17 protein-coding genes are annotated in these 17,645 nt (G+C 47.6%); 7 read left to right on the top strand and 10 right to left on the bottom strand.

The window, feature by feature from the left end:
* Positions 1 to 13: 13 nt before the first annotated feature.
* Positions 14 to 685, bottom strand: a complete 672-nt coding sequence (locus tag F7D20_RS03095; RefSeq protein WP_022253012.1) for a bifunctional 4-hydroxy-2-oxoglutarate aldolase/2-dehydro-3-deoxy-phosphogluconate aldolase — start codon at positions 683 to 685, stop codon at positions 14 to 16.
* 62 nt (positions 686 to 747) lie between these two features.
* Positions 748 to 1,770, bottom strand: a complete 1,023-nt coding sequence (locus F7D20_RS03090) for a sugar kinase (RefSeq protein ID WP_158462800.1) — start codon at positions 1,768 to 1,770, stop codon at positions 748 to 750.
* A gap of 355 nt (positions 1,771 to 2,125) precedes the next feature.
* Here F7D20_RS03090 and F7D20_RS03085 point away from each other — a divergent pair, with 355 nt between their 5' ends.
* From F7D20_RS03085 to F7D20_RS03060, 6 genes are all read left to right on the top strand, one after another.
* On the top strand, positions 2,126 to 3,190 hold the full coding sequence (locus F7D20_RS03085) for a LacI family DNA-binding transcriptional regulator (protein ID WP_158462799.1): 1,065 nt from the start codon (positions 2,126 to 2,128) through the stop codon (positions 3,188 to 3,190).
* A gap of 53 nt (positions 3,191 to 3,243) precedes the next feature.
* Positions 3,244 to 4,740 carry a UxaA family hydrolase gene (locus tag F7D20_RS03080; RefSeq protein ID WP_158462798.1) on the top strand — a complete coding sequence of 499 codons (1,497 nt, stop codon included), beginning with the start codon at positions 3,244 to 3,246 and terminating at the stop codon, positions 4,738 to 4,740.
* A gap of 25 nt (positions 4,741 to 4,765) precedes the next feature.
* A complete protein-coding gene (locus F7D20_RS03075; protein ID WP_158462797.1) occupies positions 4,766 to 6,076 on the top strand; it encodes a Na+/H+ antiporter NhaC family protein in 1,311 nt (436 codons plus the stop codon).
* Positions 6,077 to 6,165: 89 nt separating this feature from the next.
* Positions 6,166 to 6,861: a hypothetical protein gene (locus F7D20_RS03070; RefSeq protein ID WP_158462796.1), complete on the top strand. Its 696-nt coding sequence runs from the start codon at positions 6,166 to 6,168 to the stop codon at positions 6,859 to 6,861.
* A gap of 63 nt (positions 6,862 to 6,924) precedes the next feature.
* Positions 6,925 to 7,614 (top strand): glycoside hydrolase family 25 protein, encoded by a 690-nt coding sequence (locus F7D20_RS03065; RefSeq protein ID WP_158462795.1) that lies wholly within the window; start codon positions 6,925 to 6,927, stop codon positions 7,612 to 7,614.
* Positions 7,615 to 7,833: 219 nt separating this feature from the next.
* The gene (locus F7D20_RS03060) at positions 7,834 to 9,006 is read left to right on the top strand and encodes a double zinc ribbon domain-containing protein (protein WP_158462794.1); all 1,173 of its coding nucleotides are present in this window, start codon (positions 7,834 to 7,836) and stop codon (positions 9,004 to 9,006) included.
* A gap of 322 nt (positions 9,007 to 9,328) precedes the next feature.
* On the opposite strand, the gene F7D20_RS03055 is transcribed toward F7D20_RS03060, so the two are convergent.
* From F7D20_RS03055 to F7D20_RS03025, 7 genes are all read right to left on the bottom strand, one after another.
* Positions 9,329 to 10,324 carry a rhamnogalacturonan acetylesterase gene (locus F7D20_RS03055; RefSeq protein WP_158462793.1) on the bottom strand — a complete coding sequence of 332 codons (996 nt, stop codon included), beginning with the start codon at positions 10,322 to 10,324 and terminating at the stop codon, positions 9,329 to 9,331.
* Positions 10,325 to 10,478: 154 nt separating this feature from the next.
* On the bottom strand, positions 10,479 to 11,840 hold the full coding sequence (gene hisS, locus F7D20_RS03050) for a histidine--tRNA ligase (protein WP_158462792.1): 1,362 nt from the start codon (positions 11,838 to 11,840) through the stop codon (positions 10,479 to 10,481).
* A gap of 98 nt (positions 11,841 to 11,938) precedes the next feature.
* Positions 11,939 to 13,213: an adenylosuccinate synthase gene (locus tag F7D20_RS03045; protein WP_158462791.1), complete on the bottom strand. Its 1,275-nt coding sequence runs from the start codon at positions 13,211 to 13,213 to the stop codon at positions 11,939 to 11,941.
* A gap of 38 nt (positions 13,214 to 13,251) precedes the next feature.
* Positions 13,252 to 13,716 carry a Fur family transcriptional regulator gene (locus F7D20_RS03040; protein WP_158462790.1) on the bottom strand — a complete coding sequence of 155 codons (465 nt, stop codon included), beginning with the start codon at positions 13,714 to 13,716 and terminating at the stop codon, positions 13,252 to 13,254.
* A 132-nt stretch (positions 13,717 to 13,848) separates the two neighbouring features.
* Positions 13,849 to 14,472, bottom strand: a complete 624-nt coding sequence (locus F7D20_RS03035; RefSeq protein ID WP_158462789.1) for a Maf-like protein — start codon at positions 14,470 to 14,472, stop codon at positions 13,849 to 13,851.
* A 65-nt stretch (positions 14,473 to 14,537) separates the two neighbouring features.
* Positions 14,538 to 15,056, bottom strand: coding sequence for a KdsC family phosphatase (locus F7D20_RS03030; protein WP_022251429.1), 519 nt, complete (start codon positions 15,054 to 15,056; stop codon positions 14,538 to 14,540).
* A gap of 13 nt (positions 15,057 to 15,069) precedes the next feature.
* Positions 15,070 to 15,846, bottom strand: coding sequence for a Rossmann-like and DUF2520 domain-containing protein (locus F7D20_RS03025; RefSeq protein ID WP_022251430.1), 777 nt, complete (start codon positions 15,844 to 15,846; stop codon positions 15,070 to 15,072).
* 123 nt (positions 15,847 to 15,969) lie between these two features.
* Here F7D20_RS03025 and F7D20_RS03020 point away from each other — a divergent pair, with 123 nt between their 5' ends.
* Positions 15,970 to 16,908 carry a GNAT family N-acetyltransferase gene (locus tag F7D20_RS03020; RefSeq protein WP_228114087.1) on the top strand — a complete coding sequence of 313 codons (939 nt, stop codon included), beginning with the start codon at positions 15,970 to 15,972 and terminating at the stop codon, positions 16,906 to 16,908.
* Between the two features lie 109 nt (positions 16,909 to 17,017).
* Here the strand turns inward: F7D20_RS03020 and F7D20_RS03015 are convergent, their stop codons facing one another.
* Entirely contained in the window at positions 17,018 to 17,638 is a 621-nt protein-coding gene (locus F7D20_RS03015; RefSeq protein WP_022251432.1) for a TetR/AcrR family transcriptional regulator, read from the bottom strand.
* Positions 17,639 to 17,645: the final 7 nt, after the last annotated feature.

The following is a 17,645-nucleotide window of genomic DNA, read 5'->3' as shown; positions in this document are numbered from 1 at the left end:
TTATACACGCATATTAAGCGCGAGCCTTTGCGATGTACCCCAAAGCCTCCTGGCACTTTGCTGTAATAGCAGCCCAGTCGCCAGCAGCTACGGTCTCCTTAGGGAAGAGCTTAGAACCCATACCTACACAGAGAACACCGGCCTTGATCCAGGGAGTAAGGTTCTCCTCGGTTGGCTCTACAGCACCTGTTACCATGATGTTGCTCCAGCGCAAAGGTGCCATCACGTTCTTAACGAATGAAGGACCACCTACGTTGCCTGCTGGGAATACCTTGGTTACGTCGCAACCTGCTGCCTGAGCATTGTTGATCTCGGTTACAGAACCACAACCTGGTGAATAAGGAACCAAGCGACGGTTGCAGACAGGAGCAATCTCTGGGTTGAAGTTAGGACCTACGATGAAGTTGGCACCCAACTGGAGGTACAAAGAAGCTGTACCTGCATCAACTACAGTACCAGCACCGAGAATCATCTCTGGGCACTCTTTGTCGGACCACTTCACCAACTCGCCGAAAATCTCGTGAGCGAAGTCACCACGGTTAGTAAACTCGAATACACGAACACCACCCTCGTAGCAAGCCTTGATGACGTTCTTACAAATCTCAATATCCTTGTTGAAGAATACAGGAACCATACCAGTCTCTTTCATGGCTGCCATGACCTGCATTTTGCTAAACTTTGCCATTATCTATATAATATTTATTGTTTATTATTTAATGTTTAGTTGAACTTTAGCAAGTTCAGAAGTTATCGCTGTACACGGCCATTGGCGTTACCACCAGCCAGACTCTCTACCTCGTCAGCAGAAACCAGGTTGAAATCGCCAGGGATAGTATGCTTCAAAGCAGAAGCTGCAACAGCAAACTCGAGAGCCTCAGCCTGATTTGGCTTGGTCAGCAAACCGTGAATCAAACCACCTGAGAATGAGTCACCACCACCTACACGGTCGATGATTGGGTTGATGTCGTAGTGCTTGCTCTGATAGAACTCCTTGCCGTTGTAGATAAGAGCCTTCCAGCCGTTGCGGGTAGCAGAGAGTGACTCACGCAATGTAGAAACTACATACTTGAAACCGAACTCCTTCATCATGCCCTGGAAAATACCATAGTAACCCTCGGCGTCGGTCTTACCGCCCTCTACGTCAGCATCTGGTTTGAAGCCAAGACAAAGCTGAGCATCCTCCTCGTTACCGATGCAAACGTCAACATACTGCATCAAAGGACGCATGACAGAGATGGCCTTCTCAGAAGTCCAGAGCTTCTTGCGGAAGTTGAGGTCTACAGATACTGTCACACCATGACGCTTGGCAGCCTCGCAAGCCAACTTGGTCAACTCGGCAGCCTTATCGCTGATGGCAGGAGTAATGCCACTCCAGTGGAACCACTGAGCACCCTCCATGATTTTATCAAAATCGAAATCAGATGAATCAGCCTCGGCGATTGAACTGTGGGCACGGTCATAGATAACCTTAGAAGGACGCATAGAAGCACCTGTCTCTGCATAGTAAAGACCAACACGCTCACCGCCACGGGCAATGAAGTCGGTATTTACGCCATAACGACGAAGAGCGTTCAGGGCGATCTGACCAATCTCGTGCTTTGGCAACTTAGATACGAAGTAAGCATCATGACCATAGTTGGCTACGCTGACAGCCACATTAGCCTCACCACCGCCAGGGATGATGCGGAATGACTCACTCTGAATGAAGCGATCGTTGCCTTCGGGTGACAAACGAAGCATAATCTCACCTAATGTTACAATTTTTGCCATTGTTGTTTGATAGTTTTTAATTTATTGTTTGTTATTACTTGAATTTATTTCCGCCTATAAGGAATTTCTTGATTTCATTTCTTCTATGATGAAGTTTCTTGGGGCAAAAATAAGCCTTTTTTCTTGAATAAAGAAATAAAAACGACTTTTTTTTTGTTTTTATAGCAAAAAACACGCTGTGCATTCGCACAATTCGATTTTTTATTGTAAATTTGCCCCAAAAATAACTTGTTGTGGTCGCACACAACACAATATACGAATAAGAAGAACTATCCACATTGTGGCTTCGCACAATCCTACTTAAATATATTAAGGTACGCGTGAGCCGCTAACAAAACAAACAAGAAGAAAGAGAATGGCCGAAAAAATCAGAATCAAAGACATTGCTGAAAGAGCTGGCGTTTCTGTAGGTACCGTAGACAGGGTCTTACATGATCGCCCCAATGTTTCGGAACCAGCCCGCAAGAAGGTAGAACAGGCTCTCAAGGAGATGAACTACCAGCCCAATATGTACGCCAGCGCACTGGCTTACAACAAGCAGTACACCTTCTACATGCTGCTGCCAAAGCACGAGTCGGAGGCTTACTGGGAGGAGATAGAAGAAGGGGCACGAAAATGCGAGGACACCAGGCGAGATTTCCACATCGACGTGGAAATCTGTTTCTTCGAACGCTCCAGCGATGAGTCGTTCCGTGAGAAAGCCAGCGAGATCATACAGGCTAAGCCCGAAGGTGTCGTTGTCGTTCCATCTTCACTCGATGTCACACGAGAGTTCACCGACCAATTGCACGAGCAGAACATTCCCTTCATTCTTCTCGACTCCTACATGCCCGACCTCAAGCCCCTGTCGTTCTACGGACAGGACTCTTTCTGCAGCGGATATTTTGCAGCCAAGATGCTGATGATGATTGCCTGCAGGGAGACGGAAATCATGCTCATGCGACAGACGAAGGACGGACGCGTGATGAGTAAGCAGCAGGACAACCGAGAAGTGGGATTTCTGCACTACATGCACGACCACTACCCTAACGTGAAGGTTACCGACCTCGACCTGCCACTCAACGGAACTCGTGCCGAATACAATAAAATGCTGGAGAAGTTCTTCTCTTCCAACCCACAGGTACACCATTGCATCACCCTGACATCCAAGGCACACATCGTGGGCGACTTTCTGCTGAAGACCAACCGACGCAACATCCAGATCATGGGTTACGATATGGTAGAGAAGAACGCCCGCTGCCTGCGCGAGGGAAGCATATCTTTCCTCATCGCCCAGCATGCATACATGCAAGGCTATGCGTGCATCGATACTCTCTTCCAGGCCATCGTGCTGAAAAAGAAAGTTACTCCGGTAAACTACATGCCCATCGAGCTTCTAATGAAGGAAAACGTGGACTTCTACCGCAGAACTCAACTCTAAGAACTCCCTCACATACGAAATAAAAAACAATATAAAAAACAACCTACAAAAAAATGAAACAATCAAGCTTTATCAAGATCAACCCTGCCGACTCGGTAGTGGTTTGTCTCCGCCCATTCAAGCAGGGCGAGATTATCGAGGTTGACGGCAAGACCATCACCTTGTTACAAGACACCCCAGCAGGACACAAAGTCCTCATCGACAATGCTGCTGAAGGAACCAATATCCTGAAATACGGCTACCCTATCGGTCATGCAAAGAAAGACCTGAAACAGGGAGAATGGGTCAACGAGAACAACCTCAAGACCAACCTTGCCGGAACTTTGGAATACACCTACAATCCTGTAGAGGAGATCCTGAACATCGAGAACGAGAACCGTACTTTCAAGGGCTATGTACGCAAGAATGGCGAGGTAGGTGTGCGCAATGAGATTTGGGTCGTTCCTACAGTAGGCTGTGTGAACGGTATTGCCGAGAAGCTCGTCGACCTGCTCAAGCAGGAAACCAAGTGCGAGGGCATCGACGCTATTCACGCATGGCACCACAACTTCGGCTGCTCTCAGCTTTCGGGCGACCACGAGAACACACGCAAAGTGCTTCGCGACATCTGTCTTCACCCTAACGCAGGCGCAGTACTCGTACTCTCCCTGGGTTGCGAGAACAACCAGCCAGACGAGTTCATGAAGATGCTGGGCGACTACGACAAAGACCGCATCAAGCTCTTGGTAACTCAGAAAGTGGAAGGCGACGAGCTCGAGGAAGGCATGAAACTGCTCCGCGAACTCTATGTTCTGGCCAAGGAAGACAAGCGACAGGAGGTTTCGGTCAGCAAACTGCGCGTAGGTTTGAAGTGCGGTGGATCAGATGGATTCAGCGGAATTACTGCCAACCCATTGGTAGGCGAGTTCTCCGACTGGCTCGTGGCACAGGGCGGAACTTCTATCCTCACCGAGGTGCCTGAGATGTTTGGCGCTGAGACCATCCTGATGAACCGTTGCGAGAACAAGGAACTCTTCGACAAGACAGTTCACCTCATCAACGACTTCAAGGAGTACTTTCTCTCTCATGGTGAGCCTGTAGGCGAGAATCCTTCTCCAGGCAACAAGGCGGGTGGTATTTCTACACTCGAGGACAAGGCTCTCGGTTGTACACAGAAGTGCGGTCGCGCTCCAGTCAGCGGTGTACTCCAGTATGGTGACCGTTTGGAGACAACGGGTCTGAACCTTCTCTCTGCACCAGGCAACGACCTCGTAGCTTCCACAGCCCTTGCTTCTGCCGGCTGTCAGCTGGTTCTCTTCACCACTGGTCGCGGTACGCCATTCGGCACCTTCGTACCAACCATGAAGATTTCCACCAACAGCAACCTCTACCGCAACAAGCCAAACTGGATTGACTTCAACGCAGGCGAACTGGTGGAAGGTACTGAAATGAAGGACTTGGTACGCAAGTTCATCGACAAGATTATCGCAGTAGCCAATGGCGAAGAAGCTCGCAACGAGTACAACGGCTATCGCGAAATCTCTATCTTCAAGAACGGCGTAACGCTGTAAATAAAGTGAATAAATAGACTAAAAAATGAGCAATAAGAAAGGATTACTGGCACTCTCGCCATTGTTTCTGTTGATACTGCTGATAGCTGTCTTTACCATCCATTCGGTAAGGAGCAACGGTTCGGGCGACAATCTGTCGCTTACGGTGGCTTTCATGATTTCCAGCATCTATGCTGTGGCAATATCAGGAGGACTGCCCATCAAGAAGCGCATCGACACCTACAGCCGTGGAGCCGGAGCCAGTAATCTGATGCTTATGCTCTGGATTTATGTGCTGGCAGGAGCATTTGCTGCATCTGCCAAGGCCATGGGAGCTGTCGATGCTACCGTCAACCTGGCTCTCAGCATCCTTCCTGCCAGCATGATTCTGCCAGGACTCTTCCTGGCGGCTTGTTTTATCTCTCTTTCCATCGGAACAAGTGTGGGCACAGTAGTAGCACTCGTTCCTATTGCTGCAGGACTGGCACTTTCGGTAGACGCCAACTTAGGGCTTACCGTAGCTGTCATTGTGGGTGGAGCCTACTTTGGAGACAACCTCTCCTTCATCTCCGACACCACTGTGGTGGCCACGCAGACGCAGGAATGCCGCATGAGCGACAAGTTCCGCATCAACTCACTCATTGTCGTTCCCGCTGCCATCATCATACTCATCGTCTACGCCATCATGGGAGCAGAAACCAAGGCTCCTACGCAGGTGGCAGAGGTAGAATACATCAAGGTGATTCCTTATCTCCTGGTTCTCGTCACAGCCATTGCCGGCATGAACGTGATGGCTGTTCTCACTATGGGAACTCTTCTTTGCGGAGCCATAGGCATTATCGAAAACCTCATGGGAATCCCGAACTCATACGATTTCTTCGGTTGGTTCTCGGCCATGGGAAACGGAGTCATCAGCATGGGCGAACTCGTCATCATTGCCATGATGGCTGGCGGAATGCTCGAAACCATCAGGGAGAACGGAGGCATCAACTTTATCATCAGCAAGATAACTGCTCACGTCAAAAACAAGCGGGGAGCCGAGCTCTCGATTGCTGCCTTAGTGTCGTTCGTCAACCTCTGTACGGCCAACAATACCGTAGCGATTCTTACCGTGGGAAATATCTCCAAGAAGATAGGCGACAAGTTCGGAGTTGACAACCGAAAGGCCGCAAGCATCCTCGACACTTTCTCGTGCTGCGTGCAGGGACTCATCCCGTACGGCGTACAGATGCTCCTGGCAGCAGGACTGGCGCACATCAGCCCCATCGACATTCTTCCCTATCTCTACTACCCCATGGCCATAGGCGTAGCGGCACTAATGGCCATTCTGTTCAGATATCCACGACGTTACAGCTGATAAAGAAAAGAGATTAGCTTAACTCTTTGATAACTTCTGAACTTGCAAAATTAAATAATTACCTACACCCCTAAAAATATAGTAAAAGAATGGACTTTTTGCAGCGCAACCTTTTCGCCCAGTTACGTACCGACAACTTCGGAACCAAAGAAGAACTGGAGCCTATGACTGTCTTCAAAAAAAAGAAGATAGCCCAGATGATGAAGAATCTCAATGCCGTTCCTGCCGGAGCTGTATTGATGAACAATAATTTCCTGAACAGACGACTCATCAAGATTCAAAAAGAGGAGCGCCACTCCATCGACACCTCCACTGAGACGCTCTATCTGTTGCGCTTACTGGTAAGCAACATCAACGGAATTCTCGCCAATGGAATCAGTATTAGAGGCATTATCCAGTTGGGACAATACCTCAGAACAAGAGGCGATAAGGTTGACTTCATCAAGTTAGAATCCTGGCTACGCAAACTCCACATCCAGCGCATGGCTCAACTGGAGGGCAGCGTGCTCATCACCTTCTTCAACTTCGAAAAAGACGAGATTCCCTTTGTACGCAGAGTGGAAAAAGGCGCCTACAAACTCACCCTACGCTCCCTCTATTACAACACGCAGGAGGCAAAAGACATCGAGTTCGAACAGACTGCCACTGGCTTTGTACGTACAACAGGAGGCACCATGCGCAAGAGCCTCAGACGAAGCATGCGCTACATAACTTATGCCCCCATTGAGACCATCAGCAACTTTACCCACAAGGTATTCCACTCGCTTTCTGAAATCGAAGAGTAAAATATATCTAAAAAATCACGCTCTTCGGTGGCAGATAGCATGTTTTTTAGTAACTTTGCAGTTATGAAGAAAATCATCATAACTATTATCACCACCCTACTCACCCTCAGCACCCACGCACAGTTCGTACAGTGTGAGGATACTTGCCAACATGTGCATGGCATCGACCTCAGCCACTATCAGGGAAATGTGTTCTGGGAAACCGTAGGCGACAACACCAAAATGGCGTATGTTTATCTCAAGGCTACAGAAGGAGGGACCAATGTAGACAGCAAATACAAACAGAATATAGACCTTGCCCACAGATACGGACTCAAGGTTGGTTCTTACCATTTCTACCGTGCTCGCATTCCACAGCAGACACAGCTCAAGAACTTCATGGCTCAATGCCGTCCAAGCGATCAGGACTTGCTGCCCATGATAGACGTCGAGACAAAGAGCGGAATGGACACAGAGCAATTCTGCGACTCCCTTTTCAAGTTTCTGTTGCTTGTAGAGAAAGCCTACAAGCAGAAGCCGCTCATTTATACGGGAGCCAACTTCTACGATCATTACCTTCTGGGCAAGCTCGACAGCTATAAACTCATGATTGCGCAGTACACCAAGCGCACACCTGTTCTTAAGGACGGACGCGACTTCGAGATGTGGCAGTACACGGGTAAAGGCAGACTCAATGGAGTCAACGGATATGTGGACAAGAGCCGATTCATGGGCAACCACAGGCTCAGGGAAATCAGATTCCGGCACCGATAAATATTCACCTATCAATACAAGGACTCAACTTTCCAAGTATGCAAAATAAAAAAAGTAGTTAGAAAAGTTAAAACCAAATACATCTCAATACAGGATGTGTAATGGTCTATGTTAAGTGCGGAGACAAATGCCTGGCATCCCCAGCAAAAAAGACAGTTGTCTTAACTCCCGGAAAATCTCATTTTAAGAATATACACTCAACTAAAAAACATAATAAAAATGGCGATTATAAAATGTCCAGAATGCGGACACCCCGTTAGCGACAAAGCACCCACATGTCCTACTTGTGGCGTAGAGATAGCTGGCAAGATTACCACTTGTACCAACTGCGGCACTGCATATTTCAGCAATCTGAATATGTGTCCCAACTGTCATTGTCCTAACACAAGAAGCGTTGCCACTCCTTCTGTACCAACGACTCAGAAAGGAGCAACAACACCTCCAGTTCCTACAATTCAACCAGGCACAGTCATTCCTCCCATTCCGGAATCACCAGCTGCCAACGAGGACAAAAAGGAGAAGAAGAAGTCCAACCGCACCATCTTGATTTGCTCGTTCATCTTTGCACTCATCGTTTGTGGCACACTCTTTTATTTCTATCACAACGCCAACGAGCAACAGGAAGAGGAAGCCTACGAATACGCCATGCAGAGCAACGATCCGGACGTTCTTCAGAGCTATCTCGACACCTACAAGGATGCCGACCAGGCTCATATCGACTCCATCATGTCGCACCTCAACGCCCTCAAGACCATAGACAACGACTGGACCAACGCCGTGGTGAGCGGTTCAAAAGAGGCAATAGAAGCCTACTTGCAGAAATACCCCAACTCGCCCCACAGACAGGAGGCATGGAACAAAATCGACTCCATCGACTGGCAGGTAGCCAAGAAAGCAGACACGGCTGAAGCCTATCAGATTTACCTCGACCAGCACACCGACGGATCACATATCGAAGAGGCAGAGAACGCCATGAAGAAAGCCTTGAGCCGCGACCTACAACCCGAAGAGAGCCAAATGGTCAGCAGTCTGTTCCGCAAGTTCTTCCAGAGCATCAACTCGCGCAACGAGGACGGACTCACCTCTACCTGCGAAGATGTCCTATCTTCACTTTTAGGCAAGACAGCCGCCACCAAGAACGACGTGCTCACCTTTATGCACAAGTTGTATAAAGAAGACGTCACCAATCTGAACTGGCGCCTTAACAACGATTATCAAATCAAGAAACGAGAGATTGGCGACGAGGAATACGAGTACCAGGTAGTGTTCACTGCCCGTGAGGATGTAAGCCGCACAGACGGAAGCACCCAGGAAGGCACATTCAAAATTACCGCCACCGTCTCACCCGACGGCAAAATCTCATCTTTCAACATGGCTAAGATTGACCTATAGTCACACCTTCTTCTGGGAGTAACAACGTGCATCTTTAAGGAGTAAGGAGGCTTATTCTTATCGGATGACAATGGCGTTACCGGTGTTGACACCAGATTAAGTTAACTTCATGAATAGATTAAGTTAACTTCTTGTGCTCGTTGAACTAAGTTCTTGCGCCCGTTAAGATAGATGCGCCCTGAAGAACTAAGACACAATCAAAATCTTGTGCTTTAGCTCATCAGGGCGCAGCTTTTATTGAAGTAAAAAGAATGCAAAAGAAAGGGAAATGCTGGACAGAGAAAACTCTGCCAACATTTCCCTGCAGTAAAGGATGAAGCGCTTACTTAACCTTAGCACCCCAGTACTTCACGTACTTTATCTTTTTGCCCTGAGTGCCCGTGGGTTTGTTCCACTTGCCACCCAGGATGAGGATAGTTGTCTTCTTACCAGCAGGCACTGCGTTAACAGCATCCTGAAGGGTCATGAAGTTGCCACGGCCTTCTGCTGACACCACATAATCGTAGTGACGGACATGCTTTCCGAGATCAGGAACAGCCTTACCAATAGCATCTGCCAAGGCTCCAGCTATGATGCGCGCGCCATAAACATTATAGTGGGTATTGTCCATACGGCCCTTAGGAATACTGGGAACCTCGCCTGGCTTATACCACATATGCAGGCTGCGGCTCCCCTTAATACCGAGGGAAGTCTCTATGTCGTGCGTGATTTTTGTAGCATCAACAAAAGGAACATTCAACTCCTGAGCAACACAGCGTGGGGCTACGACATAGGCTCCGTGAGTGTCGATAAGGGTATCGCTGTTGATTTTCTCTTCTCCATCGAACACAGTCTTGCGAAGCTTCTCATCGTCGTCATTCTTCAGGTTCTCAGCATACCAGCAACGACGAACCACAGAGTTGAACAATACAGGAATGCCGCCTTTCTGACGGGTTTCCTCTACGAAACGACGCAAGTTGGCATCGAATGTTGACCCCGGATCAGTATGACGGTCGGGCTTAGGCTTTTCGTCGTTATGACCAAACTGGATGAACACATAGTCACCTGGCTTCAGTCTGTCGAGAACCTTCTGCCATCGTCCCTCATTGATGAAACTCTTGGAACTGCGACCATTCACAGCATGATTGTCAACCAATATCTTGTCATCGAAAAATCCCTGCAACACCATTCCCCAGCCTCGCTCGGGATTGTCCTTGAAGTTAGATTTCTCGGCTGCAGTAGAGTCGCCAATAACAAAGATAGTTGTAATCTTTGTGCTCGACGTCATGACAAACAGCGTCATTGCAAGACATAATAAAAGTGATAGTTTTTTCTTCATATTTTTTTGTTCTGTTATTAGTTTTATTAGAGTAAAAAATCCATGACCTACTCACGCAGCCCATGGACATGAAATAGTTATGCCCTCACACCAGAGGGCTATGTAAAAAGTAATTTACTTATTGTTTTCTATGTAAAGGGCAATCGCCTCTCTCCTACTTCACGGTAGCAATCAGTTTCTCAGCTGTTACGAGGGTCTGCTCGCCACTTTCCATGTTCTTGAGAGTCACTTTGCCTGCAGCCATTTCATTCTCGCCCGCAAGTACAACAAACGGAATGTTCTTGGCATTAGCGTAGCTCATCTGTTTCTTCATCTTTGCCTTGTCGGGGAAGATTTCTGAACGGATTCCTGCCTGGCGAAGCTTGCCCACGATGGGCAGACAGTATGCAGTCTCGGTCTCGCCAAAATTGATGAACAACACCTGAGTAGAATTGACAGCCTCCTTGGGATAGAGGTCGAGTGCATTCAGCACATCGTAGATACGGTCGGCGCCAAAGCTGATACCTACACCGCTGAGACCTGGGAGTCCGAAGATTCCTGTAAGGTTGTCGTAACGACCACCACCCGTGATGCTTCCCATAGGTGTGTCGAGCGCCTTCACCTCGAAGATAGCACCTGTATAATAGTTTAATCCGCGAGCCAAGGTAAGATCGAGCTCTATCTCGTTGTTCAAACCTACGGCCTTCAACGTATCAAGGATAAAACGAGTCTCCTCTACGCCCTTTAGTCCTGTCTCTGAACCCGCGAGTACCTGCGAGATGACCTCCAGTTTTTCCTCGTTAGAGCCAGAAAGTGAGATGATGGGCTGCAACTTCTCGATGGCTTCCTCTGAGATTCCGTCATTACGCAGTTCCTCGTTCACCTTCTCGAGTCCTATCTTGTCGAGCTTGTCTATGGCGACTGTGATGTCTACGATCTTCTCTGCCTCGCCTATCACCTCAGCAATGCCAGTAAGGATCTTGCGGTTGTTGATTTTGATGCACACACGTACACCGAACTTAGTGAATACGGTGTCAACAATCTGCATCAGTTCAACCTCGTTGAGCAAAGAGTCGGAACCAACAACGTCGGCATCGCACTGATAGAACTCACGATAACGACCCTTCTGTGGACGATCTGCTCGCCATACAGGCTGAATCTGATAGCGCTTGAAAGGCAACTGCAACTCCTCGCGATGCTGTACCACATAGCGTGCGAAAGGAACTGTAAGGTCGTAGCGTAACCCCTTCTCGCAGAGTTTGGCTGCCAACTTCAGTGAGTTGAGAGAATGAAGATCCTCGTCACTCACCTTGTTCATATAGTCGCCAGAATTGAGAATCTTGAAGAGCAGCTTGTCCCCCTCTTCACCGTATTTACCCATCAGCGTCTGAAGTGTTTCCATCGCTGGGGTTTCTATTTGTTGAAATCCGTAAAGGGCATAGACTTCTTTGATGGTGTCGAAGATGTAGTTGCGCTTAGCCATCTCAACAGGTCCGAAGTCGCGTGTTCCCTTTGGAATACTTGGTTTCTGAGCCATTTAATTCTGTATGTTGTTTAAAGTTTAATGTTTAATGCCTAACGCAATGATTTACTCAGAAAGTAAACCATCAACACTAAACATTAAACACTATCAAATTATTTACGTACGATGGTCTGAGCACGGTCAGGACCGATAGAGATGATGCCGATACGTGTCTCGAGGAAATCCTCTACGAAGGCTATATAGTCCTTGAACTCCTGTGGGAACTCGTCCTCGGATGTAAACTGGGTCATGTCAGTGTTCCAGCCCTTGAACTCCTTGTAAACAGGCTCCACATCATCAATTTCGTAAGGGAAATCGGTTGTCACTGTGCCATCCTTCAACTTATAAGCCACACAAGCCTTGATAGTCTCGAAGCTGTCGAGTACATCGCTCTTCATCATGATCAGTTGGGTAACACCATTCACCATGACAGAGTATTTCAACTGTACCAAGTCGCACCAGCCACAACGGCGCTCACGACCTGTCACCGCACCATACTCATGCCCCAGGTCACGAATCTTGGCACCAGTCTCGTCAAAGAGCTCTGTTGGGAAAGGACCAGCACCCACACGTGTGCAGTAAGCCTTCATGATACCATATACATTACCTATCTTGTTAGGACCGACGCCCAATCCGATGCAAGCTCCTGCACAAATAGTGTTGGAAGAAGTGACAAAAGGATAAGAACCGAAGTCTACATCAAGCATGGTTCCCTGAGCACCTTCGCAAAGAATATCCTTGCCAGAACGCAACACCTTGTTGATTTCCACCTCGCTGTCTACCATACGGAACTGCTTCAGATATTCGATGCCTTCCATCCAGGTCTTCTCTACTTCTGTGATATCGAAATCAGTATAACCGAGCGAAGCTATCTGCTTGAGGTGCTTTGCCTTATGAGCCTCATACTTAGCCTCGAAGTTATCCAGAATATCGCCAACACGCAGACCAGTACGGCTCACCTTGTCGGTATAAGTAGGACCAATGCCCTTGCCTGTAGTTCCCACCTTGTTCTTACCCTTAGAGGCTTCGATGGCAGCATCGAGCACACGATGAGTAGGCATGATGAGATGTGCTTTTTTAGAGATATAGAGACGGCTCTTCAGGTCGTGACCGCTCTTCTCAAGATCCTTGGCCTCCTGCATGAAAAGGTCGGGAGCCAATACCACACCATTACCAATGATGTTTACCTTGCCACCCTGAAAAATACCTGATGGGATGGAGCGAAGCACATACTTCTGGCCTTCAAACTCCAAGGTATGACCGGCATTAGGACCACCCTGGAAACGTGCAATGACATCATACTTAGGGGTCAATACGTCAACCACCTTTCCCTTACCTTCGTCGCCCCACTGCAATCCGAGCAGGACATCAACTTTACCTGTGTTCATTTTTATATATTGTTATAATTCAAGTTTCTTTACCATGTTCACAGACCGGCAGCCTTGCCTTTCTGCTTGTTCTGGCAGGCAGCACAGAGTCCGTAGATATAGAGTGCAAACTCATCACACCTGAAATCGTGCAACTGCGTCTGTCCAATGGCCTGAGTCACTAAAGGTGCGTCAATATCGGTCACACCTCCGCAAACCGTACACACTTGGTGCACATGATTCTCGCGCCCTAAAGACGCTTCATACTTAGTGCCTTGCGCCAATCCATGCCTTACGACAAGCTTCAACTCTACCAGGAGATGAATCGTATTGTAAAGCGTAGCACGGCTTACACGAAAGCCACTCTTTGATAAATACTCCCCCAATTCTTCCAGCGTGAAATGCTTGTCAATGCTGTACACAGCATCCAAAATAGCATAACGCTCAGGGGTTTTGCGGTGTTGACAGGCCTCAAGATAATCGTCCAAGACCTTCTTCACCCGAACCTTTACGTCGTCTGTCATAATACTCGTTAGTTACATAAAACGCACAAAGATACTTATTATTTACGACATAGAGGAAAATCTTATTTTAAAAAATCTAAATTACTCCAGTTAGGCTGCAAGAACATCCTGTTGCAACCACGAGATTCCGCTTCATTTCTTCAGTTCCTCCATCTTTCGGAGTTCCTCATAAATGCGCTGCACAGGCAGTCCCATCACATTGAAATAACTGCCCTTGAGACCCACACATCCCACGTAACCTATCCATTCCTGGATGCCGTAGGCACCAGCCTTGTCGAAGGGTTTGTAATGATTTACATAATAGTTGATCTCCTGCTCGTCAAGTTTTTTGAAACTCACCTCGGTCACTACGGAGAACTGACGTTGCAGCTCACGTGTAGTGAGACAAACGCCCGTCACCACATGATGGGTCTTTCCACTCAACATACGCAACATGCTGTAAGCCTCCTCTGCATCGTGAGGCTTACCTAAGATAACACCCTTGCATTCCTGGTCGTTCAGAAAACCGTCAGATGGTGCTATCACAACCGTATCTGCAGTGAGAACCAACAAGTTATCATCACCTTCTTCAAGAAGTGATTGATAGGCATCAGCCTTCTTGCGAGCTATATACAGAGCCGTATCATACGCATTCAGCGTATCGGGAAAGCTCTCGTCTATACCCTGCATCACCCTTACCTCGAAAGGAATGTCGAGTCCTGCTAAAAGTTCCTTACGGCGAGGCGAATTGCTCGCTAATATGATTTTATATTTCATTTATCTTATCTTCTTTAACCCGGAATTATGAACGTCCAAACATACTTATCAAACACCTTATCTCTCTACCATCCAAACGCCTTGGCATCGGCTAGCCATTTGTTCTGTGCCCGCAACACCTGTTCTATAATGTCGCGTCCCACACCTTCGCCTCCTTTGCGCGATGACACATAGGCGGAAATGCCCTTAATGTCGGGACAGGCATCGGCAGGACAGCAAGGACATCCGCAAAGGCGCATGATTTCGTAATCAGGAATATCGTCACCCACATAGATAACTTCCTCATCCTGCAGACCATAACGGGTCAGGAAATCCTTATAGGTAGTAACCTTGACAGCACACCCCATGTAAATATCCTCCACTCCGAGTCCGGCATAACGCTTACGTACGGCCTCGGTGGTGCCGCCTGTTATGATGGCGATTCGGAGCCCCAATTTTTGAGCCAACTGGATGGAATAACCATCCTGTATGTTGACTGTACGCAGGGGTTCTCCCGCGGCAGAAAGGGTAATGGTCTGTCGTGAAAGTACGCCGTCGACATCAAATATCACGGTCTTTATCTTTGTCAAATCGTAATTGATCATAATCGTATTCTGTTTACTTCTCCTCACTCATTCTGTGGATGTTCATACTCATACGCTCATAGATGTCCTTGAGCAAGGGATTGTCGCGCAAGAGCGAAGACTGTGCACGAATAACATTCTGGTCGTACCTGACAGCAGGTCCTGTCTGAGCCTCCTGAGGCGTGAGCACATGCACCTTACGGGCTGTCTCATCGATAAGCGGAAGCATCACATCAAAAGGAATACCATGCTTCTTTAGAATATCATAACTAACTGCATAACAATGATTTACAAAGTTACAAGCAAAGACTGCCGAGAGATGCAGATACTTTCTATCCTCACTCGACAGCTGATAGATTTTAGTTGTCAACCCCTGAGCCAACTGCATCAGCACGTCGCGGGCATAGTCGTCATTTGCTTCTACGAAACAGGGAATATCATGGAAAGAAACCGTCTTCTCTTTCGAGAACGACTGCATAGGATAGAAAACACCATAATGAAGCGCCATGCCGGCAAACACGTCCATGTTGACCGAACCTGCTGTATGAAGAAAGACCTTCGTACTCCTGCCCGAACAGAGCGCCTGCACAAGATCGGGCAACACACTGTCCTTCACTGAGATAATATACACATCAGCATCCTTGCGCACCTTTTCGATTTCGGTAACAGGAGCTCCACCAGCAAGCGTTGCCAAGGCGCTGGCCGACTCCATCGTGCGACTATAAACCTGCAGGATATCGTGTCCTGCCTCCAAGAGAGCCTTGCCCAAATTAGTGGCTAACCGGCCCGCTCCAATCAATATTACTTTCATAATAGTGCAAAAATACTAAAAAGATTGGATATGAGAGGCATCATACTTGCTTTTTTAGAAATAATTTATTATTTTTGCCATGTGAACGAATGTTGTATTGATATTTATACAAAATCGAAAGACTTGCCAACTCTTCTCGAAGGCAACTACTTTCACAGCCGTGAGTTGTTTATTATCTACGAACAGACTCCCGGCTGTACTCCCTATATGGTTGTAGTTTCCAACAAAGAGGGACAGACTTTGGCGCAGCTTCTTGTGGCAGTGAACAGAAAGGGAAACTGGTTTCCTCCTTATATATATACACACGCGCACGCGCACGAGGAAGGAATCTATGCCAACGAAGCCTACAAGGAGGAGTTCTTCTGCAAAATGCTGCAGGCCATCACTCTGCGGCTCGACCGCCGACTGTGTCTGTACATTGAGTTCTCGGGCATCAGAAAGAAAATGTTTGGCTACCGCGCCTTCAGGCAGCAGGGCTACTTCCCCGTTGTCTGGCAGGAGGTTCACAACTCGCTCCACAGCAAGGTGCCCGAGGAAAGGCTCTCAGAGAAAATACAGCAGCGCATCAAAAAGCTGAAAGACAAGGGTATCATTACCCAGACAGCAACCAACAGGGAAGACATCCACTCGTTCCATCAACTGCTGAAACGATACTACCGTTTCAAGCCTCGCCGACATATTCCCAACGAGCAATATTTCCAAGAAATGGCAAAGAGCCACAATGCCAAGATTTTCCTTACCACCTATGGAGGGAAAAACATAGGCGGTTGCGCCTGTGTCTACTCCGAAGGCAATGCCTACCTGTGCTACTTAGCCGCCAAAAGAAAGACCTATTCCATGCTCCACCCTGACACCATGGTCGTATGGAACGCTATACAGTATGCCTACGAGCACAATTATAACCACATCTACTTTATGGATGTAGGACTTCCCTGGCACAGGAATCCTTTCCGTGAATTCATTCTCAGCTTTGGCGGAAAACCTGTCTCCAAGTACAGATGGTTCCGTTTCTACAGCCACACCATCAACAAAATCCTGTCATGGCTGTATAAGGACAAATAATTCGATATTATTTCTACAACTTCCAAACTTGCTAAAAAACGAACAAAGTTTTTTAAAGACAAAAACGTAAAAAACAGCAGAAAGAAAAGGACACGAAAAAAGGGCTCCGCTATGCGTGCCCCATTCCTCTGTTAAGCAATTCGAGTCCCCGCTCCGTGCAGATTCCCCGAACGATGACCATAAAGAAATTGTCGAAGATGGTCTGCATGGAATACATGCGGTAAAGCTGAAGGTGCATAATCTCATTCATGGTGATGTGCCCCACATTCGAGATAAAAGGATAGTCAATATCACTACGGAACAAGCCCTCCTTCACCCCACACTCATAGAAGCGCATTCTGTCCTCCACTTCATGTTCGTGTACAGACTTCATGTAAGCCACCACACGAGGCATGTGCTGTATCTCCTCATAAAACTTGACGCCCACCTGCTCACATAACTCCATCTGCACGCGATAGAAATAACAAATGATATCAATCACATTGTGATTATTCTCAGAAGCAAATTGATCAAGCATTCTTCTAAGTTCCTCATCCTGAGCTCTTATACCAGCCAACAGCAGTTCCTCCTTGTCGCCAAAAATCTCGTACACAGTACGCTTAGACACATGAAGCCCCCGAGAAATCTCATCCATTTTCACAGCTTTAATTCCCCTCTGACGAAACTCATTCATGGCGTATTCAATAATTTTGCTTTTCAATTCACGCCTATAGTCATTTGTTATGTTCATTGCAGTA

This window comes from Segatella copri (assembly GCF_009495355.1).
Taxonomy (GTDB): Bacteria; Bacteroidota; Bacteroidia; order Bacteroidales; family Bacteroidaceae; genus Prevotella.
The sequence above is the reverse complement of the archived record's forward strand: the minus strand, read 5'-3'. Positions and strand labels throughout refer to the sequence as shown.

Bases quoted from the DNA above. Each gene is read 5' to 3' on its own strand.
- F7D20_RS03065 (WP_158462795.1), top strand. From the start codon at position 6,925: ATGAAGAAAATCATCATAACTATTATCACCACCCTACTCACCCTCAGC.
- F7D20_RS03035 (WP_158462789.1), bottom strand. From the start codon at position 14,472: ATGAAATATAAAATCATATTAGCGAGCAATTCGCCTCGCCGTAAGGAA.
- F7D20_RS03055 (WP_158462793.1), bottom strand. From the start codon at position 10,324: ATGAAGAAAAAACTATCACTTTTATTATGTCTTGCAATGACGCTGTTT.
- F7D20_RS03040 (WP_158462790.1), bottom strand. From the start codon at position 13,716: ATGACAGACGACGTAAAGGTTCGGGTGAAGAAGGTCTTGGACGATTAT.
- F7D20_RS03080 (WP_158462798.1), top strand. From the start codon at position 3,244: ATGAAACAATCAAGCTTTATCAAGATCAACCCTGCCGACTCGGTAGTG.
- hisS (WP_158462792.1), bottom strand. From the start codon at position 11,840: ATGGCTCAGAAACCAAGTATTCCAAAGGGAACACGCGACTTCGGACCT.
- F7D20_RS03085 (WP_158462799.1), top strand. From the start codon at position 2,126: ATGGCCGAAAAAATCAGAATCAAAGACATTGCTGAAAGAGCTGGCGTT.
- F7D20_RS03015 (WP_022251432.1), bottom strand. From the start codon at position 17,638: ATGAACATAACAAATGACTATAGGCGTGAATTGAAAAGCAAAATTATT.
- F7D20_RS03045 (WP_158462791.1), bottom strand. From the start codon at position 13,213: ATGAACACAGGTAAAGTTGATGTCCTGCTCGGATTGCAGTGGGGCGAC.
- F7D20_RS03095 (WP_022253012.1), bottom strand. From the start codon at position 685: ATGGCAAAGTTTAGCAAAATGCAGGTCATGGCAGCCATGAAAGAGACT.
- F7D20_RS03090 (WP_158462800.1), bottom strand. From the start codon at position 1,770: ATGGCAAAAATTGTAACATTAGGTGAGATTATGCTTCGTTTGTCACCC.
- F7D20_RS03070 (WP_158462796.1), top strand. From the start codon at position 6,166: ATGGACTTTTTGCAGCGCAACCTTTTCGCCCAGTTACGTACCGACAAC.
- F7D20_RS03060 (WP_158462794.1), top strand. From the start codon at position 7,834: ATGGCGATTATAAAATGTCCAGAATGCGGACACCCCGTTAGCGACAAA.
- F7D20_RS03025 (WP_022251430.1), bottom strand. From the start codon at position 15,846: ATGAAAGTAATATTGATTGGAGCGGGCCGGTTAGCCACTAATTTGGGC.
- F7D20_RS03030 (WP_022251429.1), bottom strand. From the start codon at position 15,056: ATGATCAATTACGATTTGACAAAGATAAAGACCGTGATATTTGATGTC.
- F7D20_RS03075 (WP_158462797.1), top strand. From the start codon at position 4,766: ATGAGCAATAAGAAAGGATTACTGGCACTCTCGCCATTGTTTCTGTTG.